Genomic DNA, 25681 nt, shown 5'->3' on the forward strand with positions numbered 1-25681 from the left:
CGCATGAGCGCGCAACCGGCGACCCATTCCCTCGCGCAGGGCGACGGCATCCGTCCGACGCTGGCCGAGCTGGTGGCGCTGCGCGCTGCCGCGCAGGGCCGGCGGCCGCCGCGCCGCGGGCGCCACGGCACCAGCGGGCAGGCCTTGTCGCCGATGCGCGGGCGCGGCATGGAATACGCCGAATCGCGCGAGTACGCGCTCGGCGACGATGCGCGCCACATCGACTGGCGGCTCACCGCGCGCTCCGGCCGTCCGCACACCAAGCTGTTCCAGGCCGAGCGCGAGCGGCTCACGCTGATCGTCGCCGACACCGCGCCGGCGCTGTACTTCGGCACGCGCGTGCGCTTCAAGTCGGTGCAGGCCGCGCGCGCCGGCGCGATCGCCGCCTGGGTGGCGCTGCGTGACGGCGACCGCATCGCGGCCTTGCGCGGCAACCGCAGCGAACCGCCGGTGGCGCCGGCCTCCGGGCCGCGCGGCGCGCTGCGCGTGCTCGATGCGCTGGTGCGCTGGTACGGATCCGCCGGAGGCGGCGGCGCGCCGCGCCCGCCGGCCGACGACGCCGGGCTCGGCGTCGCGCTCGATCACGCGCGGCACGTGCTGCGCCCGGGTTCGCGCCTGCTGATCCTGGCCGATCCGGCCAGTGTCGCGGCGCTGCCCGAGCAGCGCTGGCCGGCATTGGCGATGCATAACGAAGTGGTGCTGCTGCTGCTCACCGATCCGCTGGAGCGCGCGCCGCCGCGCGCCCTGCTGCCGTTCGCCAGCGCCGGGCACCGGGTGGAGCTCGACCTGGCCGCGGAGGCGCAGCGCCGCCGCTGGCGCCAGGAATTCGTGCAGCCGGTGGATGCGGCGCTGGCGCGCCTGCCGGCGCGGGGCGTGCGCGTGCAGGTCCTGTCGAGCGAGGCGCCCAGCGACCAATGGCTGCCGATCTTCGGCAAGAGCCGGGCCGGCTGAGCATGCAGGCCGCCGACAGCCTCGTCCTGCGCGACATCCACCAGCCCGTGGCGCCGCCGTGGTGGCCGCCCGCGCCGGGATGGTGGCTGGTCGCCGCGGTGGCGGCGGCGGCGCTGGCGCTGCTGGTCTACGCCTGGCTGAAGCGTCACCGTCGGCGCCGCGCGGTGCTGCGCCTGTTCGACGAGACCTTGCGCGCGCGCGAGGGCGAGGGCGCGGCCGCGCAGGTGGCGGCGATGTCCGAACTGCTGCGCCGCGCCGCGCGGCGCCGCGATCCGGCCGCCGACACGCTCGAGGGCGAGGCCTGGCTGTCGTTTCTCGATGGCGCGGACGGCGGCCGGTCCGCCTTTTTCTCCGAAGGCGCGGGACGGCTGCTGCTCGATGGCGGCTTCCGCCGCGCGCTCGACGAGCAGGCCGTGCGCGAGCTGCGCGTGCCGGTACGCAAGCGCTATCTGGAACTGATGGCGGTGCGGCGATGAGCGACGCCTTCGCCTTCTTCTCCGACTACACGCTGGCCTGGCCCTGGCTGTTGCTGGCCTTGCCGCTGCCGTGGCTGGCGCGCTGGCTGTTGCCGGCGCGGCGCGGCGCGGCGGCCGCGCTCAACGTGCCTTACGGCGCGCGTCTGGACGCGATCGCCACCGGGCGCGGCGGCGGCCGCGCGGGCGCCGGCAATCCCTGGCTATGGCTGGCCTGGGCGCTGCTCTGCCTGGCCGCGGCGCGCCCGCAGCAATTGGGCGAGGCGGTGCAGCCGCCGCAGTCCGGGCGCGACCTGATGCTGGCGGTGGATCTGTCGGGCAGCATGGCCGAAGAGGACATGGAGCTCGGCAACGGCGTCGTCGACCGCCTCACCGCGGCCAAGGCGGTGCTGGCCGATTTCCTCGACCGCCGCGTCGGCGACCGCGTCGGCCTGCTGGTGTTCGGCCAGCGCGCCTACGCGCTCGCGCCGCTCACCCTCGACCGCGAGAGCGTGCGCCAGCAGCTGCTCGACAGCGTGGTCGGCCTGGCCGGGCAGGAGACCGCGATCGGCGACGCCATCGGCCTGGCGGTGAAGCGGCTGCGCGCGCAGCCGGCCGAGCAGCGCGTATTGATCCTGCTCACCGACGGCGTGAGCAACGCCGGCATGCTCGACCCGATCAAGGCCGCCGAGCTCGCGCGCGACGAGCACGTGCGCATCCACACCATCGCGTTCGGCGGCGCCGGCGAACTGTCGGTGTTCGGCTTCCGCCTGCCGGTGCCGGGCGGCGGCGACGACATAGACGAGGCCGGCCTGAAGCGCATCGCCGACATGACCGGCGGCCGCGCCTTCCGCGCCCGCGACACCGCGCAGCTGGCCGGCATCTATGCCGAGATCGACAAGCTCGAGCCGGTCACGCGCACCGGCAAGCGCGTGCGTCCGCGCATCGAGCGCTATCCCTGGCCGCTGGCGGCGTGCGTGCTCGGCCTGCTGCTCGCGTTCGCGATGCCGCGCAGGATGCCGGCGAGGGCGGCGGCATGAGCTTCGCCGCCTGGCAGGACGCGCTCGCGGCCTTGCATTTCCTGCGGCCGCAATGGCTGTGGGCGCTGCTCGCGCTGCCGTTGCCGGCCTGGTGGTGGCATCGCCAGCGGCAGCGGCGCAGCGTGTGGCGCGAGGCGGTCGATCCGCATCTGCTGCCGCACCTGCTGGCCGGACACGAAGGCCGGCGCGCGGCGCTGGCGCCGTGGCTGCCGCTCGCGGTCTTCGCCCTGGCGGTGCTGGCGCTGGCGGGACCGAGCTGGCGCAAGAGCGAACAGCCGCTGCTGCAGAGCCAGGCGCCGCTGGTGATCGCGCTCGATCTGTCCGACGCCTCGCTCGCGGCCGACGTGCCGCCCTCGCGCCTGCTGCAGGCGCGCGCCAAGATCGCGGCCCTGCTGAAGCAGCGCGCGGGCGGGCAGATGGGGCTGGTGGTGTTCGCCGGCGACGCCCATACCGTCGCGCCGCTGACCGAGGACGCGGGCAACCTCGCCCTGTTCCTGGACGCGCTCTCGCCGGACATCATGCCGGTGGACGGCAGCGATGCCGCCGCCGCGATCGCCTGGTCCTCGGCGCTGATCAAGCAGGCCGGCTATGGCGGCGGCGACATCCTGCTGCTGACCGACCACGCCGACGCGGCCGCGCGCCGCGCCGCGCGCGCGGCGCGCGGCGACGGCATGCGCGTGTCCGCGCTCGGCCTGGGCAGCGCCGCCGGCAGCGCCTATCGCGCGGCCGACGGCAGGATCGCGCGGGCGCGCCTGGATGCCGATTCGCTGCGCGAGCTGGCCGACGCCGGCGGCGGCCGCTACGCGGGCCTGCGCGCGGACGGCGGCGATCTCGCTGCGCTCGGCGTGCTCGATCCGCAGACCGGGCGCGATGCGGTCTCCGTGCACGCCGACAAGGCCAGCCTCTGGCAGGACGAGGGCTACTGGCTGCTGCCGCTGCTGCTGTTGCTGCTGCTCCCGGCGTTCCGGCGCGGCAGCCTGCTGGCCGCGGTGCTCGCCGTCGCCTGGCTGCCGTGGCAGCCGGCGCTGGCGGCGGAACAGGGCACGCTGTGGCGCCGCGCCGACCAGCAGGATTACCAGCGGATGCGGGCCGGCGTCGACGCCTTCCGCAAACGCGACTACGCCGCCGCGCAGCAGGCCTGGCAGGACCTGCCCGGTGCCGATGCCGCCTACAACCGCGGCAATGCGCTGGCCCAGGCCGGACGCTACCCGGAGGCGATCGCCGCCTACGACGAGGCGCTGCAGCAGCAGCCGGCGATGGCCGACGCGATCGCCAATCGCGATGCCGTGCGCGAAGCGATGAAGCGCAAGCCGCCGCAGGGCGGCAAGGGCCGGCAGAACCAGCAGAACCAGCAGAACCAGCAGAACCAGCAGAACCAGCAGAATCAGCAGAATCAGCAGAATCAGCAGAATCAGCAGAATCAGCAGAATCAGCAGAATCAGCAGAATCAGCAGAATCAGCAGAATCAGCAGAATCAGCAGAATCAGCAGAATCAGCAGAATCAGCAGAATCAGCAGAATCAGCAGAATCAGCAGAATCAGCAGAATCAGCAGAATCAGCAGAATCAGCAGAATCAGCAGAATCAGCAGAATCAGCAGAATCAGCAGAATCAGCAGAATCAGCAGAATCAGCAGAATCAGCAGAATCAGCAGAATCAGCAGAATCAGCAGAATCAGCAGAATCAGCAGAATCAGCAGAATCAGCAGAATCAGCAGAATCAGCAGAATCAGCAGAATCAGCAGAATCAGCAGAATCAGCAGAATCAGCAGAATCAGCAGAATCAGCAGAATCAGCAGAATCAGCAGAATCAGCAGAATCAGCAGAATCAGCAGAATCAGCAGAATCAGCAGAATCAGCAGAATCAGCAGAATCAGCAGAATCAGCAGAATCAGCAGAATCAGCAGAATCAGCAGAATCAGCAGAATCAGCAGAATCAGCAGAATCAGCAGAATCAGCAGAATCAGCAGAATCAGCAGAATCAGCAGAATCAGCAGAATCAGCAGAATCAGCAGAATCAGCAGAATCAGCAGAATCAGCAGAATCAGCAGAATCAGCAGAATCAGCAGAATCAGCAGAATCAGCAGAATCAGCAGAATCAGCAGAATCAGCAGAATCAGCAGAATCAGCAGAATCAGCAGAACCCGCCCTCGTCCGGGCAACCCCCGCCCAAGCCCGGCGATGCCCAGGCGCAGCGCAAGGCCGATGCCGAGCAGCGCGCCCGTATGGAGCAGGCCTTGCGCAAGCAGGCGCAGGACCGGCGGGACGCGAACGCCGCCGGCCAGCGGCGTCGCGAGGAAACCCCGGCCGAGCGCGAGCGGCGCCAGGCCAACGACGCCTGGCTGCGGCGGGTGCCGGACGATCCCGGCGGCCTGCTGCGCGCCAAGTTCCGGCTCGAATACGAACGCCGCCAGGAAACCGGAGAACGTTGATGCCCAGCGGCACGAAGCCAAGCACGATGCAGTCTGACGGCGCGCGGTCGAGCCGCATGCGGTCGTGGCCGATGCGATGCCTGCTGTGCCTGTCGCTCCTGTGCATGGCCGTGGCCGCGCAGGCGCAGACGCGCGCCTGGATCGACCGCGACAACATCGCCGTCGGCGAAACGACCACGCTCAACATCGAAACCGACGACATGACCGCCGATGCGCCCGACTATTCGGCGCTGGAACGGGATTTCGACATCAGCGGCAGCACCAGCAGCCGCCAGGTCGACGTCGACAACGGCCGGACGCGCGCCCGCGTCCTCTACGCGGTGGCATTGCAGCCCAAGCGCGAGGGGACGCTGACCGTTCCCGCGCTGCGGGTCGGCGCGCGCAACACGCAGCCGTTGTCGCTGACCGTGGTGGCCGCACGCGCCACGCGCGCCGGCGGTCCGGTCTTCATCGAGGCCTCCGCCGACGATCCGGCGCCCTACGTGCAGCAGTCGGTGGGCTATACGGTGCGCCTGTACTACGAGACCCCGCTGATTTCCGGCCAGCTCGACCAGCCGGCGCCGGACGGCGCGACGCTGCAGCGGGTGGGCAAGGACCTGCAGTACACCGACCAGGTCCAGGGCAAGCGCTACACCGTGGTGGAGCGCCGCTACCTGCTGATCCCGGAGCGCAGCGGCCCGCTCAGCGTGCCCGGCGCGCAATTCCGGGGGCGCGGGGTCGGCGGTTTCTTCGACGACATGTTCGGCGACGGCGAGCGCGACCTGAGCGCGTCCGGCGCCTCGACCCGGCTGCAGGTGCGCGCCGTGCCCGCCAACGCGCCGCAGCCCTGGCTGCCCTTGCGCGGCCTGACGCTGCGCTATCTCTCCACGCCGCAGCGCTTGCGCAACGGCGAGGCGGCGACGGTGGTGGTGGAGGCGCGCGCCGACGGCGCCAGCGCCGCGCAACTGCCGGAGCTGCAGATCTCGGCGGCGGACGGCGCGCAGGTGTTTCCCGACCCGGTGCAGAGCGACGACCGCCTCGACCGCGGCCGCCCGCAGGCCACGCTCACGCGCAAGTTCTCGCTGGTGCCGGCGCGCACCGGCGCGCTGCGCGTGGCCGGGCCGCGCATCGTCTGGTGGGACACGCGCGCCGGCATCGAGCGCATCGCCTCGCTGCCCGACCTCAACCTGCAGGTGGCGGCCGGCGCGCCCGGCACGCAGGCGCCGGCGAACACGGCTTCGCCGCTGTCGGTGCTGACCGGCGGCGGCGACGACGGCACCCAGGTCGCGGGCGGCGCGTCGCAGGTGCGGCCGTGGGCATTCGCGACCGTGCTGTTCGCGATGCTCTGGCTGCTGACGCTGGGCTGGGCGCTGCATCGCCGCGGCGCTTTCGTCCCGACGCGCGCGCGCGCGAAGGCGCGGCCGGGCGCGGCGGCCGCGCGTCCCGCCGTGCCGTCCTCCGCGGCGCCGCGCGCCGGCATGCGCGATCTGAAGCATGCATTGGACACCGGCGACCTCGGCAGCGTGGCCGAGGTGCTGTGCGCGATGGCGCAACCGGTCGCCGCCGATCTCGACGCCCTGCGCATGCGTCTGGATGATCCCGCGCAGCGCCAGGCGGTGGCGCAGCTGCAGCACGCGCGCTGGGGCGGTGGCGAGGCCGCGGCCGCGCGCGCCGCCGTGCGCGCGGCCTTCGCCGCCGGGCCACGCTGGAAGGCGGCGGCCGCGACCGCGCCGAGCGTGCTGCCGCCCCTGTATCCGTCCTGAGGCGCGCTCGCGGCCCGGCGCCGGGGGCGGTCGGGCGGGTTTGCTAAGCTGCCGCTGTTTTTTGCCAGCCGCGGAGCCGCGCCATGTCCGAACCGACCCGATCCGCCGACAAGGCGCGCATGCCCCTGCATTGGAAGATCGGCATCGGCTTCGCCATCGGCCTGGTGCTCGGGCTGTTCGTGCACTACGGGGCCGGGGCCGATGCCTCGTGGGTGAAGATGCTCACGCAGTACGCGACGCAGCCCTTCTCCACGATCTTCCTCAACCTGATCTTCATGATGATCGTGCCGCTGCTGTTCTCGGCGCTGGTGGTCGGCGTGTCGGAGATGGGCGACATCGGCTCGCTGGGCCGGATCGGCTGGCGCACGCTGCTCTACACCATCCTGCTCTCCGGCGCGGCGGTGCTGCTGGGGCTGGTGATGGTGAACCTGTTCCAGCCCGGCGCCGGCGTGGACAAGGCGCTGGCGCAGCAGTTGCTCGCCGAGGGCGCTGAGCGCGCCCAGGCCATCGTCAAGGACAGCAGCAACAGCGATTCCAGCGGCCTGCACATGCTGCTCTCGATCGTGCCCTCGAACGTGATCGGCGCCGCCTCCGACAACGCCTCGATCCTGGCGCTGATGTTCTTCGCGCTGATGTTCGGCGTGGGCATGGTGCTGACGCGCTCGGCGGCGGTGGACACGCTCAAGCGCGGCATCGAGGGGCTGTTCGAGATCTCGATGACGCTGATCGGCCTGATCATCCGCCTGGCGCCCTACGCCGTGTTCTGCTTCATGTTCAACCTGGCCGTGCTGTTCGGCTGGGACCTGATGCTGCGCCTGGGCGCCTACGTGCTGGTGGTGTTCTTCGCCCTGGCCATCCACATGGTGGTCACCTATTCGCTGGCGCTGAAGTTCGTCGGCGGCTATTCGCCGCTGCGCTTCTTCAAGGGCGTGCAGGAGGCGATGCTGGTGGCCTTCTCCACGGCGTCCAGCAACGCCACGCTGCCGGTCTCGCTGCGCCTGGCCGACCAGGAGCTGGGCCTGCCGCGCAAGGTCTCGCGCTTCGTGCTCACCGTGGGCGCCACCGCCAACCAGAACGGCACCGCCCTGTTCGAGGGCGTGACGGTGCTGTTCCTGGCGCAGTTCTTCGGCGTGGACCTGAGCCTGGGCCAGCAGGTGATGGTGATGCTGGTGTGCATCCTCGGCGGCATCGGCACCGCCGGCGTGCCATCCGGCTCGCTGCCGGTGGTCGCGCTGATCTGCGGCATGGTCGGCGTGCCCCCGGAGGGCATCGGCCTGGTGCTGGGCGTGAACCACTTCCTCGACATGTCGCGCACCGTGGTCAACGTCACCGGCGACCTCGGCATCGCCGCGATGGTGTCCAGGGGCGAGGCGGACGGCCCGAGCCTGGCCGACGAGGGCAATTCGGTCGGCTGAGCGCCTCGCCGTGGCGGCGGGGCGGGGCGCCGCCGCGCAATCGACGCCCGGCGGCTGCCGGGAAACGCCGTCCCGGCCGCGTCCGGGCGCCGATGCATGCAGGGGAGGGGCCGGGATGGGACAATGGGCGTCCGCTTCCGCCGCCCCCTCTGCCCCCTCATGACCGCCCCCAGCCGCCGCGACCTCGCCAACGCCATCCGTTTTCTCGCCATCGACGCGGTGCAGGCCGCCAATTCCGGCCATCCGGGCATGCCGATGGGCATGGCCGACATCGCCGAAGTGCTGTGGAACGACTACCTCAGCCACAACCCCAACAATCCGAAGTGGTTCAACCGCGACCGCTTCGTGCTCTCCAACGGCCACGGCTCGATGCTGCAGTACGCGCTGCTGCACCTGTCCGGCTACGACCTGCCGCTGGAGGAGATCAAGCATTTCCGCCAGCTGCACTCCAAGACGCCCGGCCACCCGGAGAATTTCGTCACCCCGGGCGTGGAGACCACCACCGGTCCGCTGGGGCAGGGCTTCGCCAACGCGGTGGGCATGGCGCTGGCCGAGAAGCTGCTGGCGCAGCGCTACAACCGCCCCGAGTTCGCCGTCGTCGACCACCGCACCTGGGTGTTCATGGGCGACGGCTGCATGATGGAGGGCATCTCGCACGAGGCCGCCTCGCTGGCCGGCACCTGGGGCCTGCACAAGCTGGTCGCCTTCTGGGACGACAACCACATCTCCATCGACGGCGACACCCAGGGCTGGTTCACCGACAACACGCCCGAGCGCTTCGAGGCCTACGGCTGGCACGTGATCCGCGCCGTCGACGGCCATGATCCGGAGGCGCTGAAGACGGCGATCGAGCAGGCCCTCGCGAACGAGGACAAGCCGACGCTGATCTGCTGCCGCACCACGATCGGCTTCGGTTCGCCCAACAAGGCGGGCAAGGAGTCGGTGCACGGCGCCGCGCTGGGCAAGGACGAGGTGGAGGCCACGCGCAAGGCGCTGGACTGGAACTACGCGCCGTTCGAGATCCCGCAGCCGATCCGCGACGCCTGGCGCGCCGGCAATGCCGGCCTGGTGCGCGAGGACCAGTGGAACACCCTGTTCGACAAGTACGCCGCGCGCCATCCGGAGCTGGCCGCCGAGCTGACCCGCCGCTCGCACGCCGAGCTGCCGGCCGAGTTCGCGCCCGCCGCCGACGCCTACATCGCCAAGCTGCAGGCCGAAGGCCTGAGCATCGCCTCGCGCAAGGCCTCGCAGATGGCCATCGAGACCTTCGCGCCGCTGCTGCCGGAGCTGATCGGCGGCTCGGCCGACCTCGCCCATTCCAACCTGACCCTGTGGAAGGGCAGCAAGACCGTGGCCGGCGACGACCCGGCCGCCAACTACGCCTACTACGGCGTGCGCGAATTCGCGATGACCGCGATCAGCAACGGCATCGCCGTGCACGGCGGCTTCATTCCCTTCGACGCCACCTTCCTGGTGTTCAGCGACTACGCGCGCAATGCCGTGCGCATGAGCGCGCTGATGGGCGCGCACGCGATCCACGTCTACACCCACGACTCGATCGGCCTGGGCGAGGACGGTCCCACGCACCAGCCCATCGAGCACCTGGCCTCGCTGCGCTACATCCCGCACAACGACGTGTGGCGTCCCTGCGACGCCGTGGAGTCGGCGGCGTGCTGGCGCGCGGCGATCGAGCGCAAGGACGGCCCGAGCTGCCTGGTGTTCTCGCGGCAGAACCTGCCGCACCAGGCGCGCGATGCCGCCCAGGTCGACGCCATTTCCCGCGGCGGCTACGTGCTGAAGGATTCGGTGGGCGCGCCGGAGCTGATCCTGATCGCCACCGGCTCGGAGGTCGGCCTGGCCATGGACGCGGCGGCCAGGCTCGGCGACAAGGTGCGCGTGGTATCGATGCCGGCCAGCAACGTCTTCGACCGGCAGAGCGCCGAGTACCGCGAGTCGGTGCTGCCGCGCGCCTGCCGCAAGCGGGTGGCCGTGGAGGCGGGCGTCACCGATTTCTGGCGCAAGTACGTCGGCCTGGACGGCGCGGTCGTCGGCATCGACAGCTTCGGCGCCAGCGCGCCGGCCGAGCAGCTGTTCCCGTATTTCGGCTTCACCGTGGACAAGGTGATCGAGGCGGCCAAGGCCCTGGGCTGACCCGACCCGCATGATCCGGGCCGCATGATCCGGGCGGCGTCACCCGCGGAGACGGCCATGAGCCGTTTCCGCGGCGCTTTACGGGTAGGGAGCATCCAGGGAAGAACATCCGGAGGAATCATGAAGGCGATATGCGCGATGGCGCTGGCCGTTCTGTTGTTCGCGGGCCATGCGTGGGCGGCAACGGGCAATCCTCGCAATCCGTTTTGCGACGAGGGCTCGGTCGTCGACAGCGGAGACGGCGGAGGAGACGAGTCCAGCGGCAGCGGAAGCGAGCCGCATGGCGGTGGGTGCCAGGTCGATGTCCGGGTCCTGCTTGAAGTGGACGCCACCGGCGTGCCGACCCGATTCCGGGAGACCCAGCTCGACGGCGCGCGGCTCGAGCCCACCGACGACGGAAACCAGGCCAGGATCTGGCTCGACATCAATGCACTGGTGATCGAGCCCGGGCAAAGCCTGTCGATCGCCGAATTCACGCTGGTGCCGACGGACGTCATCAGGGGAGAATCCGGGAGGCTCGTGCTCTCCCTTGCCGAGCACGAAGGCCGGGTCGAGCTTGTCGCCGACCTGTACGAGGTGCCGGTCGGCGGATGGACGTTCTTCTGCAATGCCCGCGATGAAGAAACGCCCAGGCGGCTGATCCGGACGGGCGCCCTGGTCCTGGGCGACGACACGGACAATTTCAACGCCAGCCTCGGCATCTGGCTGGAAAGAAACAGCAAGACCGGTTTGCGATACGTTTCGATCACGCCGCCTGGTACGGGCTTGGAGCCGGTCAGGATCGCGATCGACGACGACCGGCATCGCGATTGGCGGCTCGGTCAGTTGCGCAATGCGATCGTGGCGTGGAAGCCCGCGCCCGTGGGCACGGGCGCGCACCTGCTGTGGCTGGGCGGCGGCGAGAACGGCGCGTTCCGGAACGTCGGCAGGATTGGAGCTTGCGATATCGCATCCGCCGGCATCGTCGACCGGTAACGGACCGCGACGATCACCGCGGATAGCCGTCCCGGCAGCCGCGATCTCCTTCAGCGGCGTTGCGCGCCCGGCGCCTCGCTCCCGCAGCGTTGCAGGCGCCGATACTGCGGATCGCCTTCGCCGAAACGCCGCCGCGCGATTTCCAGCGCCTCATGCATTGCGCGCTCGTCGGCCGCCGTCGCGCGGCCGCCGCGGCGCCTGAGGCAGGCGTTCTCGGCCCGCGCCAGCGCCAGATTGCCGGTTTGCCCGGGGAGGCGCGCGAATTGCGCCTGCGCCAGTGCAAGGAGCCGCATCGCCTCGTCGCGGCGGCCGAGATCGTCCAGCGCCGCCGCCAGGCCGAGCCGGTGGATCGCCACGTTGAGATGGGTCGGTGACGGACCGCGCTCGCCGATGGCAACGGCCTCGCGCAGATGCGGCTCCGCCTTGGCGGCATCGTGCAGGTACAGATGCTGCAGCAGGCCGAGGTTGTACTCGGCCATCGCCACGCGCGGATGGTCGTTTCCGTGGACCCTGCGCTTGATCGCCAGGGAGCGCTCGAAATAGCCCACCGACCGCGCCGAGTCGCCGCGGGCCTGGGCGATCGTGCCGAGTCCGTTGTAGACCGCCGCGGTGGTGGTGTGATCTTCGCCAAGGACGCGGATGTCGATCTGCGCCGCCGCCAGCGCAAGACGCTCGGCTTCGCCCAGGTGTCCTTGGTCGCGGCGCTGCAGCGCGAGCGCATACATCAGCTTGGCGACGGCCGGGTCGTTGCTGCGGATGCCGATGGCGTCCGGTTCGCGCAGGGCCGCATCGAGCAGTGTGGCGGCTTCCTCCTGGCGGCCTGCGGCCTTCAGCGCGCTGGCCAGCGACAGGCGAGCCTGCAGGCTGCGCGGGTCGGCGGGGCCGAACTGGCGCTGATACTGCGGGTCCAGCCGCCGCCACAGCGCCAGGGACTGGTCGAGACGGCCTTGCGACTGCAGGAGCGAGGCGCGCAGGCCGAGCAGTTCCAGCCGTTCCTCGCTGGATTTTGCATCGTCCGCGGACGGCAGGGTCGCCATGGCGCGGGCGAGAAAGCGGTCGGCATCCGCATATTTCGCCGTCGCCATCGCCAGCCGCGCGCGCTGCCGGTAGCTCTCGCGCAAGGCGGACGGCGGCGTGCCGGGCAGGCTTTCCCGCAGGCGCAGGGCGTCGGCGGAATGGCGCTCCGCGGACGAGTAATCGTTCAGCGCGAGGTCGATGTCGGCGATCGCCGTGGAGAGCGCGGCATGGGTCTCCGGGTCCCGGATCTGGCCCGTCGCCAGACGCCGGGAGCCGCGCGCCAGCAGCTCGCGCGCGCTGGGATCGTTGCCGCGCGCCTGCTCGGGATCGGACGCCTTGAACAGATCGACCATGAAGCCGGTCACCTGTTCCGCCTGGGCGCGCCTTGCCTCGGCGCGGTCGCGCGCCTGCGCCAGCTGCCGGGATTGCAGCACCGTGCCGATGACGAACGCCATCGAAAGCACGGCCACGACCCCGGCCGCCGCCAGTACGATGGCATTGCGCCGGACGAACTTGCCGAAGCGGTAGCCGGTTTCGCCCTGCCGCGCCGCCACCGGCCGCGATGCGAGCACCGCGCGCAGATCGTCGGCGAACTTCTCGACGCTGGCATAGCGCCGCTCCGGCTCCTTGCGCAGGGCGCGGGCGAGCACCGCGTCGAGGTCGCCGCGCAGGCGACGCTGCAGGGCCTGCGCGCCGGTCACGCCGCGCCGCAGGGCGATCTCGCGCGCTCGTTGCGGGTCGGCCTGCGCCAACCGCGCCACCGCCTGGCTGGCCGGCGGCGCATCGACCCGGACGATCTCGTAGACCAGTTGCGCCGGGGCGTAGTCGCCTGGCTCGAACGGCAGGCGTCCGGCCAGGAGTTCGTAGAGCAGCGCGCCCAGCGAATAGATATCGGTGGCGACGCTGGTGGCCTGGCCGCCGACCTGTTCCGGCGCCGCCGTTCCGGGCGAGAAGAAGCGCTGCGCCTCGACGGTGACCTCCGCGCCGTCGGCGCTTTCGCCCGGCAGCGGCTTGGCGATTCCGAAATCGAGCAGCTTGGCGGCGCCCGCCGCGTCCACCAGCACGTTGCTGGCCTTGATGTCGCGGTGCAGGACCAGCCGCTTATGCGCGTAGTCGACCGCCGAGAGCACCTCCAGCATCAGGCGCAAGCGCGCCTCGATACTCGATACATGCCGGTCGCAATACGCCGTGATGGCAAGGCCGTCGACATATTCCATCGCGAAGTAGGGCGCGCCGGTCGCGAGTTCTCCGGCATCGATCAGCCGCGCGATGTGCGGGTGTTCCAGGGACGCCAGCAGCTGGCGCTCGCGCCGCAGCCGCTCGTGCGCCTGCGGCGTGAGCCGGTGCAGCGTGGCCACCTTCAGCGCGACGTTCTGCGTGCCCCGGTCGATCGCGCGCCTGGCCAGGTAGACGCGGCCCATGCCGCCCAGGCCCAGCTCGCGCTCGATGGTGAACGGGCCGGCGCGGTCGCCGGAGGCCAGGCGGTTGGCGTCGGCCCAGGCGTCCAGCGTCTCCTGCCAGCCGGCCACGCCGGGGACGCCGGTCTGCGTGCCGAGCGCGTCGTGGGCTTCGAGCAGCCGCTGCACCGCGGCGCGCAGGGCGGCATCGCCGGTGCATTCCTGGTCCAGGAATGCCGCGCGCGCCTGCGGATCGAGCTCGATCGCATGGGCGAAGAGCGCGGCGGCCTGGGACCAGCGGACGGTGTCGGTCGGCATTCCCGTGCCTGTCCTGTTGCCTATGCCGCGGGAGGGCCGGTGAGCTGCTCGTACAGCCAGGCGCGCGCGAACTGCCAGTCGCGCTTGGCGGTGGGCAGGGAAACGCCGATCGCCTCGGCCGTTTCCTCCAGGGTCAGGCCGCCAAAATAGCGCAGCTCCACGCCCTTGGCGGCGCGGGCGTTGATGCGTTCCAGGCGGAACAGCAGGCGGTCGAGGTCGAGCGCATCGGCCATGTCGGATTGCGCGCCGCCCATCTCGCCGTCGGCGCGCAGGGTGACCTGCACGACGTCGCCGCCGCGCTTGAGCGCGTTGCGCTCGCGCAGGTGGTCGACCAGCAGGCGCCGCATCACGTGCGCGGCGATGGCGTAGAAATGGGAGCGGTTGTGGAACGGCACCCCGCGCTGCGGCACCAGCTTGAAATAGGCCTCGTTGGCGAGCTCGGTCGCCGACAGGGTGACCCGGCCGCCGGCCGAGAGCCGCTGCTGCGCCAGCCGCCGCAGCACCGGATACACCTGCTCCAGCAGCAGGGTTTCCGCGTTGGGATCACCGTCGCGCCAGTCGGACAACAATCCCGTGATGTCCTGGGGGGAGGCGGTCATGGCAGCAGCGCCTTGTCGGGCCTGAGAGCATAGCGGATCGATGTCGTTGCGGCCATTTCGGCGCGGCGCCCGACGCGATGCGCCGGGACGATTTCGACGGGAATGCGCGGCCGGGGTAGGTTCTGTCGCCTTTGCGTGTTGCCGACCATCTTTGGCGTGCGCAAACGCTGCGGCCAGCGCGGGGAACTCGACGGCGGCGCCCGCTTATCCGAGCAACGAGGGATTGAGCCGCCAGACCGCGTAGTTCAAGACAGCCGCGAAGCTCACCCAGAGCAGATAGGGGAGCAGCAGCGCGCCCGCCAGCGGCCGGACGCGCCAGAAGCCGGCCAGGGTGGCGGCGATCATGATCCACAACACCACGATGTCGGCGAAGGCAATCGCCCCGCGCCGCCATGCGAAGAACAGCCAGCTCCAGGCGGCGTTCAGGGCCAGCTGCACCAGGAACAGGACGAGCGCGGCACGGGCGCCGGCGAACCCGCGGACCCGCCATACCAGCCACGCGGCGATGCCCATCAGCGTGTAGAGCACGGTCCACACTGGACCGAACAGCCAGGCCGGCGGCGCCCAGTCCGGGCGCGCCAGCTGTCCGTAGAAAGCCGCCGCACGCACCGAGGCAGTCGCGCCCACCGCCGCCGCCGCGTAAGCGGTCGCCAGCCAGGCCAGCAAGCCGAGCAGAGTTCGTCGTCGGCTGGAGGGATGCATGGTCATGGCCTGATCCTTTTGCGATGCCGGAGGTCGGTGCCGGCGATGGCGTTTGGCCATCGTCGCATTTCCGCAGCCGGAATGCCCTCCCACCCAGGCGAACGTAAAGCTGGCGGAATGCGCTTGAATCGAAGGGCGCCCCCTATCTCAACTGCCTTGCCGGCTGCTGCGTGCCGGCGCCCCGCCGAGGCATCCCGATGCGAGCGGGCGGGCCTGCGAGCATGGCGGATCGGTGCGGCCCGGGCCAGCGTGGGCGCAGGCTCAGGGCGCGTATTGGTTTGCGGATGCCGAAATAGTCCCGGAATTAGTCCTTCGGCCCGTTGACGACGCGCTTCCCCGCCTTGCATCGGCCCCCCGAGACCTGTGATCTATTCGGGGTGGGGAGGCGGCTTTGTGGTGTGATGAGACGTGGATCGATCCGGCAAGCACGACGCGTAGATTCGCGCATGTCGTACGCGCTGCCTTCAATGCGTCAGCACGAAGACCAAGGCCATCATCAGCAACATGCTCGAGAGCATCACCAGCCAGACTGGAAGCGGTTTTCCGGCCTGTCGCGGTTCCGCCTGCTGCGGCTGCGCAAGCGCGCGCAGGATGTCGACGGCCCGGTCCCAGTCCTGTTCATGCAGCACATAGAAGCGCGCCGGGCTGCCGCCCATCGGACCGGCGATGCCGGCGACGGAGGCATCCGCATCCGAGCAGTAATACTCGATTTCCTCCTGGTCCAGTGCGATGCGCAGGGACTGTGCAAACGACAGGCTGGTCGCGGCGTAGAGAAGCTTCATCGGGATTCCATTCGATGTTCAGATCATCGACGAAGCTGCATCTGGCCGCTCCGGCAGACCGATTCAGGGCACCCGGCCGACGGGTCCGTAGAGAGGGGGCAGGAACGGGTCCGCGCGCCACGCCGAATGGCTTGAATCGAGCCCGTTGGCCCATATCTTGGCTGCATCGCTGGCGCCATGCCGGCCGTTTCTCGGGACCCTCCGATGCGAATGGACAAACTCACCTCGCGTTTCCAGCAGGCGCTGGCCGACGCCCAGTCGCTGGCCGTGGGCCGCGACAACAACCTGATCGAGCCGACGCACCTGCTGCTGGCCCTGCTGGACCAGTCCGGCGGCGGCACGCGCCCGCTGCTGACCCAGGCCGGGGTCAACGTGCCGGTGCTGCGCGAGCGCCTGACCGAGGCGCTGGACAAGCTGCCCAAGGTCTCCGGCCAGGCCGGGCAGATCTCGGTCGGCAACGACCTCGGCCGCCTGCTCAACGTCACCGACAAGCTCGCCCAGCAGCGCGGCGACGCCTTCATCGCCTCCGAGCTGTTCGTGCTGGCGGCGCTGGACGACGGCGGCGAGGCCGGCCGGGCGCTGAAGGCCGCCGGCGCCGACAAGCGCCGCCTGGAAGCGGCGATCGACGCCATGCGCGGCGGGGAGTCGGTGAAGGACGAGAACGCCGAGGACGCGCGCCAGGCGCTGGAGAAGTACACCATCGACCTGACCGCGCGCGCCGAGAGCGGCAAGCTCGATCCGGTGGTGGGCCGCGACGAGGAGATCCGCCGAACCATCCAGGTGCTGCAGCGGCGCACCAAGAACAATCCGGTGCTGATCGGCGAGCCGGGCGTGGGCAAGACCGCGATCGTCGAGGGGCTGGCGCAGCGCATCGTCAACAACGAGGTGCCGGAAGGGCTGCGCGGCAAGCGCGTGCTCTCGCTCGACATGGGCGCGCTGATCGCCGGCGCCAAGTTCCGCGGCGAGTTCGAGGAGCGGTTGAAGGCGGTGCTCAACGACCTGGCCAAGAACGAGGGCCAGATCATCCTGTTCATCGACGAGCTGCACACGATGGTCGGCGCCGGCAAGGCCGAGGGCGCCATGGACGCGGGCAACATGCTCAAGCCCGCGCTCGCCCGCGGCGAGCTGCACTGCATTGGCGCCACCACGCTCGACGAGTACCGCAAGTACGTGGAGAAGGACGCCGCGCTGGAGCGCCGCTTCCAGAAGGTGTTCGTCGGCGAGCCGAGCGTGGAGGACACCATCGCCATCCTGCGCGGCCTGAAGGAGCGCTACGCGGTGCACCACGGCGTGGAGATCACCGACCCGGCGATCGTCGCCGCCGCGACGCTCTCGCACCGCTACATCAGCGACCGCCAGCTGCCGGACAAGGCCATCGACCTGATGGACGAGGCCGCCTCGCGCATCCGCATGGAGATCGATTCCAAGCCGGAGGAGCTCGACCGCAAGGAGCGTCGCCTGATCCAGCTCAAGATCCAGCGCGAGGCGCTGAAGAAGGAGAAGGACGACGCCTCCAAGCAGCGCCTGGCCGACCTGGAGAAGGAGATCGAATCGCTGGAACGCGAATACAACGACCTGGAGGAGGTGTGGAAGGCCGAGAAGGCCACCCTGCAGGGCGCCACCAGGATCAAGGAGCAGATCGAGCAGGCCAAGCTCGACCTGGAGGCCGCGCAGCGCCGCCAGGACTACGGCAAGATGAGCGAGATCCAGTACGGGCAGCTGCCCGAGCTGGAGAAGCAGCTCAAGGCCGCGCAGGAGGCCGAGACCCAGGGCTTCAAGCTGCTGCAGGACCGCGTCACCGCCGAGGAGATCGCCGAGGTGGTCGCGCGCTGGACCGGCATTCCGGTCAGCAAGATGCTCGAGGGCGAGCGCGAGAAGCTGCTGAAGATGGAGGACGCGCTGAAGACGCGCGTGGTCGGTCAGGAGGAGGCGATCCGCGTGGTCTCCGACGCCGTGCGCCGCTCGCGCGCCGGCCTGTCCGATCCGAACCGGCCGAGCGGCTCGTTCCTGTTCCTCGGCCCCACGGGCGTGGGCAAGACCGAGCTGTGCAAGGCGCTGGCCGAATTCCTGTTCGACAGCCAGGACGCGATGGTGCGCATCGACATGAGCGAATTCATGGAGAAGCACAGCGTGGCCCGGCTGATCGGCGCGCCTCCGGGCTACGTCGGCTACGAGGAGGGCGGCTTCCTCACCGAGGCGGTGCGCCGGCGTCCCTACAGCGTGATCCTGCTCGACGAGGTCGAGAAGGCGCATCCGGACGTGTTCAACGTGCTGCTGCAGGTGCTCGACGACGGCCGCCTCACCGACGGCCAGGGCCGCACCGTGGACTTCCGCAACGCGGTGATCGTGATGACCTCCAACCTCGGCTCGCACCAGATCCAGGAGCTGGCCGGCGACGATTCGCCGGAGGCCTACGTGCAGATGAAGGCGGCGGTCATGGGCGTGGTGCAGGCGCACTTCCGCCCGGAGTTCATCAACCGCCTCGACGACATCGTCGTGTTCCACCCGCTCGACAAGGCGCAGATCAAGGCCATCGCCCGCATCCAGATGCGCGGGCTGGAGAAGCGGCTGGCCGAGCGCGGCTTGCGCATCAGCGTCAGCGACAAGGCCTTCGAACTGCTCGGCAACGTCGGCTTCGATCCGGTCTACGGGGCGCGTCCGCTCAAGCGCGCGATCCAGCAGCAGCTGGAGAATCCGCTGGCGCAGAAGATCCTGTCCGGCGAGTTCGCCGGCGGCGACACCGTGCAGGTGGATGCCCAGGGCGGGCAGCTGGTGTTCGGAAAAGCCTGATCGGCGCCAGGCGGACGCAGAGCCCGGACGGCATCGCCGCCCGGGCTCTTTCGTCAGGCGGTCTGCGCGCGCAGCGCGCGGTACGGCGGCGTCGCCATCACCATTTCGGCCAGCGAATAGGCCAGCTCGCGCTCGGCCAGCACCGCGCCGTCGGCGCCGTGGGCGAGCAGGTGCTTGACCTCGGCGTCGCTGTGCGCGCGCGCCAGCACGGTGATCCCGGGGTTGGCCGCCTTCAGCCGCGCGATGGTTTCGCCGGCTTCCAGCGCGTGCGGGATCGCGAACACGGCCAGCTTGGCGCGTTCGGGCGCGGCTTCGGGCATGACACGTTCGGCGGCGGCGTTGCCGCGCACGGCGGGGAAGCCCGCGGCGCGGGCGCGGGCGACGGTATCCGCGTCGTCCTCCACCACCACCACCGGAACGCCGCGCTCGCGCAGCAGCGTGGCCAGCTGGCTGCCGACGCGGCCGTAGCCGACCACGATGGCGTGGTCGGAGATCGTCTCGGGCACGCGATGCGCCTCGGCTTCCTGGTCGGCGGCCTGCTGCGCGTCGCGCTGGCTCTGCGCGTCCTGCTTGGCCTGCCAGCGGTCGAGCAGGGTGAACAGGAAGGGGTTGAGGATGATCGAGAGCAGGGCGCCGGCCAGGATCAGGTCATGCGCTTCCTGCGGCAGGATCTTCAGCGACAGGCCGAGCCCGGCCAGGATGAAGGAGAACTCGCCGATCTGCGCCAGGCTGGTGGAGATCACCAGCGCGGTGGTGTTGGGCCGGCCGAAGGCGCGCACGATGGCCCATGCCGCCGCCGACTTGCCGACCACGATGATCAGGAAGGTGGCCAGCAGTTCCAGCGGACGCTCGACCACGATGTGCCAGTCGAACAGCATGCCGACCGAGACGAAGAACAGCACCGCGAAGGCGTCACGCAGCGGCAGCGAGTCGTTGGCCGCCTTGTGGCCGAACTCGGATTCGTTGAGCAGCATGCCGGCGAAGAACGCGCCCAGCGCGAACGACACGCCGAACAGTTCCGCGGCGCCGAAGGCCACGCCCATCGCCACGGCCAGCACGCACAGCGTGAACAGCTCGCGCGAGCCGGTGCCGGCTACGCGTTCGAGTACCCACGGGATCACGCGCCGCCCCACCACCAGCATCAGCGCGACGAAGGCGCCGACCTTGCCGAGGGTGACGAACAGGGTCAACCAGAGGCTGCCGCCGCCGCCTCCTTCGCCGCCGAGCGCGCCGGCGAACGCCGGCACCAGCACCAGCGCCAGCACCATCGCCAGGTCCTCGACGATCAGCCAGCCCACCGCGATGCGGCCCTTGGTGGTTTCGATCAGGCGCCGCTCCTCGAGCGCGCGCAACAGCACCACGGTGCTGGCCACCGACAGCGCCAGGCCGAACATCAGGCCTGCGCCGTGCGACCAGCCCAGCCATTCGCCCAGTCCCCAGCCCATCAGCGTCGCCGCGGCGATCTGCGCGACCGCGCCGGGCAGCGCGATCGCCTTCACGTCCATCAGGTCCTTGAGCGAGAAATGCAGGCCCACGCCGAACATCAGCAGGATCACGCCGACCTCGGCCAGCTGCGGCGCCAGCGTCTGGTCGGCGACGAAGCCGGGCGTGAAGGGGCCGATGAGGATGCCGGCGACCAGGTAGCCGACCAGCGGCGACAGGCGCAGGCGCTGCGCGAGCAGGCCCAGCACGAAGGCCGCGACGAAGCCGACGCACAGGATGGCGATCAGGGAAGTGTGATGGGGCATCGGCGACTCCGTCGTGCGATGACGGGGATGATGACCGGCAAGCAAGAATCATGCAAACGTTTTCGGGTTCCGTGCAAAAAGAAACCCCGCGGATGCGGGGTTTCCCGGGGTTTTCGGCTGAATCCGCCGTTCACCATTTGTAGCCGACCTTGCCGTAGACGTAGGCGCCGTTGAAGCCGAAGGGCGATTGCGTGTTGTAGGGCAGGTAGTTGCGCGAGCCGACCGCGGCCCTGGATTCGTCCGGATATTCATCGAGCACATTGTCGCCGCCCAGGGTAAAGCTCCAGTCGCCCAGTTTGTAGGTCGCGGCCAGATCGAGGGTCCATTTCGCGCCGAAGGTCTGGTCGTTGGCGTAGATCGGCACCGGCGTGGTGCCGTCCAGCCAGGTGAACTCCCCATAGCGCGTCGCGGTGGCGGAGAATTGCCAATGTTCGCTGTTCCAGGTTCCGCCCAGCATGAACTTGTCGCGTGGCGCGCCTTCGGTGATGCGGCTGATCTCGGTACGGCCGATGCGCACTGCGTTCGGGTCGATGGCCTCCAGGGCCGCGGGATTCTTGGCGATGCTGCGAATCTCCGTCTTGCTGTAGTTGTAGCCGGCGGTGAAGTCCAGCGTGCCGGCGTCGAGCTGCCAGCGATAGGTGCCGACAATGTCGATGCCGGTGGTCTTGGTGTCCGCCGCATTGGTGAAATAGCGTCCACCGGCCACCGAGTAGCCTAGCGATTGCAGGTAGGCGCGCACGGCCGGGCTGATCAGGTTCTCGGATAGCAGGATGCGGTCGTCAATGTCGATCCGATAGGCGTCGATCGTGATGTACAGCGCATCGATCGGCTGCAGCACCAGGCCCAGTCCGTAGTTGGTGGATTCCTCGGCCTTCAGCGCCTCGGCGCCGAGAGCTTTGGCGGCCGGGTTGTCGACGCGGAAGGTCGCGATCTCATAAGGCAGCCCGCCGATGAAATTGGTGGCCACGGACTGGAAGTATTGCTGCTGCAGGGACGGGGCGCGGAACCCGGTCGATATCGTGCCGCGCAATGCCACCTTGTCGGTGAAGGCGTAGCGCGCCGACAGCTTTCCGGAGGTGGTATCGCCGAAATCGCTGTAGTCCTCGTAGCGCGCGGCGATGCCCGCGGAGAACTTTTCGTTGAAGTCGGCCTCCAGGTCGACATAGAACGCGTAGCTCTCGCGGTGGAAGCTGCCGGAATCGCCCGGCGTGAAGCCGGCGAAGACCTGCGCGCCGGGCACGATGCGGGGCGGCGTCTGGGTTTCGTTCGGCGAGACGAACGTGCCCTTGGCATAGGAGCCCGGCTCGCCTGGTTTTTCCTCGAACTTCTCGCCGCGCCATTCGGCGCCGTAGGCGAGGGTGATCGGATAGGCCATGCCGACGTCGAGCGATTTGCTGAAATCCAGGTTCAGCACGTTCTGCGTGACTTTGAGCGCACCGGCGTAGAACTTCGTCGGGGAGGTCGGTCCAAGGCTGGTATTGAGGGTGTTCTCGATATTGAAGTCGAGGTAGTTGCGGCCATAGTCGAGGCTTACGTCGATATTGGTCCCGCCGGCGGTGGTGCCGCGAACGCCGGCGACGGCGGACTGGTTCTCGCTGATGTTGTGGATCTGCGGAAGGAAGCCATTGGGGTAGATCGAAGGCGTGTTGCGATAGTCGTCGGCGGGGCGGAAGTAGCCGTTGGAAAGCACGTCCGACTTGTTGTAACCGCCGAACGCGTAGAAGTTGACGCCTTCGGCCGGCGCGTACTCCGTGTTGAAGAACAGCGCGCCGGAGTCGATCTCGGGATCGCCGTAGCGTTGCTCGACCACGCCGCGATAGGGCCTGGCGCGATTGGTCTGATCCTGGTGCCCGCCTTGTGCGGCCAGACGCAGGAAGCCCTTGTCGCCGAACTCGATGCCGACGTGGCCATTGGCGTTCCATTGCTCGCCATCGCCGGCGCTGAACTTGCCGCCGCCCAGCGATACGCCGCCATCGCTGCCGCGGCCCTTGAGCACGACGTTGATCACGCCCGCAATGGCGTCGGAACCGTATTGCGCCGAGGCGCCGTCTCGCAGTACCTCGACGCGCTCGATCGCCGAAATCGGGATCGCATTGAGATCGACCGGCGAGGAGCCGCGGCCGATGCTGCCGTTGAGATTGATCAGGGCGGTGGTGTGGCGGCGCTTGCCGTTGACCAGGACCAGCACCTGGTCCGGGGCCAGGCCGCGGATCTGCGCCGGCCGCACCGCGTCGGTGCCGTCGGTGATGGCCGGGCGCGGGAAGTTGAGCGAGGGCAGGGCGCGCGAGAGCGCGGTGGCCAGTTCGGTGGTGCCGGTGGCCTGCAGCGTCTCCGGGGTGATGATGTCGATGGGCGACTGCGACTCGGCCACGGTGCGGTCGCTGACGCGGGTGCCGGTGACGACGATGGTGTCGAGGGTGCTGGCCTCCTTCGCCGCGGCCGGGGCGGGGGCGGGGGCGGTCTGCGCGAAGGCGGCGGGGGAGGCGAGGACGAACAGCAGGGCGGCTGACAACGGAGTACGGCGCATCGAGACGACTCCTGAACAGGGTGTTCCTGGTGTTTAACACGCCCCTAACAAATGCGTCAATTCGCCCATTGTCGCGGGTGCGCGGGGCGCTCCGCGGCCGCGGCCACCCGGCCGCGACGACGGAGCGCGCCCTTGCCTACCACCTGTAACCGACCTTGGCGTAGGCGAAGGCGCCGTTGAAGCCGAACGGGGCGTAGCTGCTGTAGGGCAGCTGGCCGCTCTCGCTGTTGGCGTAGATCGCCTCGTCCGGGTATTCGTCGAGCACGTTGTCGGCGCCCAGGGTGAAGGACCAGCCGTCGAGGGCATAGCTGGCGGCCAGGTCGAGGGTCCATTTCGCGCCGAAGGTCTGGTCGCGTGCGCCGCTCGGGTCGTCGTTGAAGGTGTGGAATTCGCCATAGCGCGTGGCCGTGGCGTCCAGCCGCCAGGGGCCGGTGGTCCAGGTGCCGCCGAGGAAGAACTTGTCGCGCGGCGCGCCCTGGGTGATGCGTCCGCGCTCGACCCGGCCGATGCGGTTGAGCACGATGTCGTAGCGGTCGGCCACCGCCTCCAGCGCCGCCGGGTTCGGCGCGACGCGTTCGAGCGTGGTCTTGTTGTGGTTGTAGCCGGCGGTCAGGTTCAGCGCGCCGCCGCCCAGTTCCCAGCGGTAGCTGCCGACGATGTCGATGCCGCGCGTGCGCGTGTCGACGGCATTGGTGAAGTAGCGGCCGCCGGTGATGCTGGGATAGCCGCGTTCGGTGAGGAAGTCTTCCACCGCCGGGCCGCGCAGGTTCTCCGAGAGGATGATGCGGTCGTCGATGTCGATCTGGTAGGCATCGACGGTGACGTATAGCGCATCGACCGGCTGCAGCACCAGGCCGAGGCCGAGGTTGGTGGATTTCTCGGGCTTGAGCGGCTCGGCGCCGAGCGCGACCGCGGCCGGGTCGTCGACGGCGAAGGTGCGGATCTCGTAGGGTGTGGGATCGCCGAGCACGATCACCGTCTGCGTGGACTGGTAGAACTGCTGCTGCAGCGACGGCGCGCGGAAGCCGGTGGAGACCGTGCCGCGCAGCGCCACGCGGTCGGTGAAGGCGTAGCGCGCGGAGAGCTTGCCGGAGGTGGTCTCGCCGAAGTCGCTGTACTGCTCGTAGCGCCCGGCCAGGCCCAGCGACAGCTTGTCGGTGACGTCGGCTTCCAGGTCCGCGTAGAACGCATGGCTGTTGCGGTCGCGGTCGCTGGCATCGCCGGGCCGGAAGCCCGGGAACACCTGCGCGCCGGGTGCGCCGGGCTCGGGGCCGGTGGCGTAGGAGGCCGGCTCGCCCGCCGATTGCGCGAAGCGTTCGCCGCGCCATTCCGCGCCGAAGGCCAAGGTCAGCGGATAGGGCAGCCAGGCGACGTCGAAGCTGCGGTCGACGTCGGCGTTGAGCACGTCCTGCGTGGTCTGCAGCCTGCCGATGTGGAAGCTGCGCGGCGAGGCCGCGCCGAGGGTGCGGTTGAGGCTGTGCCGCACGTCGAAGTCGAGCCGGTTCTGGCCGCGGTTGTAGCTCAGGTCCACGTTCCAGCCGCCGGCGGTCCGGCCGCGCAGGCCGAGCACGAAGGCGCGATCGTCGCTGTGGTTGTCGATCTGCGGCAGGAAGCCGTCGGGATAGATCGCCGGAATGTTGTTGGGATTGCCGGGCGCACGGTAGTAGCCGTTGGAGATGGCGCGGCGCCGGCTGAAGGTGCCGAACGAATAGAACTCGAGGCCTTCGCGCGGCGCCCAGTGGGCGTTGTAGGACGCGGCGGCATCGTCCACCTCCGGGTCGCCGTAGCGGTGCAGCACGCGGCCGGGCGGATTGCTGGTCGGCGTGACCGGGCCGAGATAGGGGCGCGCGCGGTTGGTGTTGTCCTGGTGGCCGGCCTGCGCGGCCAGGTGCAGGGCGCCGTTCTCGCCGAGCTTGAAGCCGGCATCGCCAGCCAGCTGGTACTGCTCGCCGTCGCCGGCGCTGTACTGGCCGTAGCGGCCGCTGAGACCGCCGCCGCTGCCACTACCCTTGAGCACGACGTTGATCACGCCGGCGATGGCGTCGGAGCCGTACTGGGCCGAGGCGCCGTCGCGCAGCACCTCGACGCGCTCGATGGCGGCGATCGGGATCGCGTTGAGGTCGACGGGCGAGGAGCCGCGGCCGATGCTGTCGTTGAGATTGATCAGCGAGGTGGTATGGCGGCGCTTGCCGTTGACCAGCACCAGCACCTGGTCCGGCGCCAGCCCGCGCAGCTGCGCGGGACGGATGGCGTCGGTGGCGTCGGTGATGGCCGGGCGCGGGAAGTTGAGCGAGGGCAGGGCGCGCGAGAGCGCGGTGGCCAGCTCGGTGGTGCCGGTGGCGTCCAGCGCCTCGGGCGTGATGATGTCGATCGGCGCGGTGGATTCGGCGACGGTGCGGTCGCTGACGCGGGTGCCGGTGACGATGACCGCGTCGAGGCTGGTGGCTGGCGCGGCGGCGGCATCGGAGGCGGATTGCTGCGCCGCCGCCGGCAGGGCGGCGAGCGCAAGCAGCAGGGCGCCGGACAAGGGCGTGGTGCGGGGCATGCAGGCTCCGGGGGGAGGAGTGGGGGAGGGCGGCGGTCTGCCGTCGATCCGATTATTCGATGCCGCCGCCGCGCGCGGTCCAATTTCTGTTCATGACCAGA

Annotated in this window: 16 protein-coding genes; 9 read left to right on the plus strand and 7 right to left on the minus strand. The window is 69.8% G+C overall.

From position 1 onward, the window contains the following. Window positions 1-3 precede the first annotated feature (3 nt). From MD221_RS08555 to MD221_RS08590, 8 genes are all read left to right on the plus strand, one after another. Window positions 4-951, plus strand: a complete 948-nt coding sequence (locus tag MD221_RS08555; protein WP_242110500.1) for a DUF58 domain-containing protein — start codon at window positions 4-6, stop codon at window positions 949-951. A 2-nt stretch (window positions 952-953) separates the two neighbouring features. Further along, the gene (locus MD221_RS08560; protein WP_242110502.1) at window positions 954-1427 is read left to right on the plus strand and encodes a DUF4381 family protein; all 474 of its coding nucleotides are present in this window, start codon (window positions 954-956) and stop codon (window positions 1425-1427) included. Then, window positions 1424-2443, plus strand: a complete 1020-nt coding sequence (locus MD221_RS08565) for a vWA domain-containing protein (RefSeq protein WP_242110504.1) — start codon at window positions 1424-1426, stop codon at window positions 2441-2443. Before MD221_RS08560 ends, MD221_RS08565 begins: the two co-directional genes overlap by 4 nt. Then, window positions 2440-4872 carry a VWA domain-containing protein gene (locus MD221_RS08570; RefSeq protein ID WP_242110506.1) on the plus strand — a complete coding sequence of 811 codons (2433 nt, stop codon included), beginning with the start codon at window positions 2440-2442 and terminating at the stop codon, window positions 4870-4872. Before MD221_RS08565 ends, MD221_RS08570 begins: the two co-directional genes overlap by 4 nt. Window positions 4873-4943: 71 nt before the next feature. Continuing rightward, on the plus strand, window positions 4944-6614 hold the full coding sequence (locus MD221_RS08575) for a BatD family protein (RefSeq protein ID WP_242110508.1): 1671 nt from the start codon (window positions 4944-4946) through the stop codon (window positions 6612-6614). An 83-nt stretch (window positions 6615-6697) separates the two neighbouring features. Beyond that, the gene (locus MD221_RS08580; RefSeq protein WP_242110510.1) at window positions 6698-8029 is read left to right on the plus strand and encodes a dicarboxylate/amino acid:cation symporter; all 1332 of its coding nucleotides are present in this window, start codon (window positions 6698-6700) and stop codon (window positions 8027-8029) included. Between the two features lie 159 nt (window positions 8030-8188). Then, a complete protein-coding gene (gene tkt / locus MD221_RS08585; protein WP_242110519.1) occupies window positions 8189-10180 on the plus strand; it encodes a transketolase in 1992 nt (663 codons plus the stop codon). 57 nt (window positions 10181-10237) lie between these two features. After that, window positions 10238-11155, plus strand: a complete 918-nt coding sequence (locus MD221_RS08590; RefSeq protein WP_242110521.1) for a hypothetical protein — start codon at window positions 10238-10240, stop codon at window positions 11153-11155. A 50-nt stretch (window positions 11156-11205) separates the two neighbouring features. Here the strand turns inward: MD221_RS08590 and MD221_RS08595 are convergent, their stop codons facing one another. From MD221_RS08595 to MD221_RS08610, 4 genes are all read right to left on the minus strand, one after another. Beyond that, window positions 11206-13887, minus strand: a complete 2682-nt coding sequence (locus MD221_RS08595) for a serine/threonine-protein kinase (protein ID WP_242110524.1) — start codon at window positions 13885-13887, stop codon at window positions 11206-11208. Window positions 13888-13907: 20 nt separating this feature from the next. Further along, window positions 13908-14486, minus strand: coding sequence for an ECF-type sigma factor (locus MD221_RS08600; RefSeq protein WP_242110526.1), 579 nt, complete (start codon window positions 14484-14486; stop codon window positions 13908-13910). A 204-nt stretch (window positions 14487-14690) separates the two neighbouring features. Further along, complete coding sequence (locus tag MD221_RS08605; protein ID WP_242110528.1) at window positions 14691-15194, minus strand: TspO/MBR family protein; 504 nt, start codon at window positions 15192-15194, stop codon at window positions 14691-14693. Between the two features lie 458 nt (window positions 15195-15652). Further along, the gene (locus MD221_RS08610) at window positions 15653-15970 is read right to left on the minus strand and encodes a putative signal transducing protein (RefSeq protein WP_242110530.1); all 318 of its coding nucleotides are present in this window, start codon (window positions 15968-15970) and stop codon (window positions 15653-15655) included. Window positions 15971-16174: 204 nt separating this feature from the next. On the opposite strand from MD221_RS08610, the gene clpB reads away from it, so the two are divergent. Further along, a complete protein-coding gene (gene clpB / locus MD221_RS08615; RefSeq protein ID WP_242110538.1) occupies window positions 16175-18760 on the plus strand; it encodes an ATP-dependent chaperone ClpB in 2586 nt (861 codons plus the stop codon). A 53-nt stretch (window positions 18761-18813) separates the two neighbouring features. Here the strand turns inward: clpB and ybaL are convergent, their stop codons facing one another. The 3 genes from ybaL to MD221_RS08630 all read right to left on the minus strand — a co-directional run bounded on the left by ybaL (window position 18814) and on the right by MD221_RS08630 (window position 25580). Then, on the minus strand, window positions 18814-20508 hold the full coding sequence (gene ybaL / locus MD221_RS08620; RefSeq protein WP_242110548.1) for a YbaL family putative K(+) efflux transporter: 1695 nt from the start codon (window positions 20506-20508) through the stop codon (window positions 18814-18816). 130 nt (window positions 20509-20638) lie between these two features. Beyond that, window positions 20639-23035 (minus strand): TonB-dependent receptor plug domain-containing protein, encoded by a 2397-nt coding sequence (locus MD221_RS08625; RefSeq protein WP_242110549.1) that lies wholly within the window; start codon window positions 23033-23035, stop codon window positions 20639-20641. Window positions 23036-23171: 136 nt separating this feature from the next. Continuing rightward, a complete protein-coding gene (locus MD221_RS08630) occupies window positions 23172-25580 on the minus strand; it encodes a TonB-dependent receptor plug domain-containing protein (RefSeq protein WP_242110558.1) in 2409 nt (802 codons plus the stop codon). Window positions 25581-25681 lie beyond the last annotated feature (101 nt).

The organism is Luteimonas aquatica (genome assembly GCF_022662575.1).
GTDB lineage: Bacteria > Pseudomonadota > Gammaproteobacteria > Xanthomonadales > Xanthomonadaceae > Luteimonas > Luteimonas aquatica.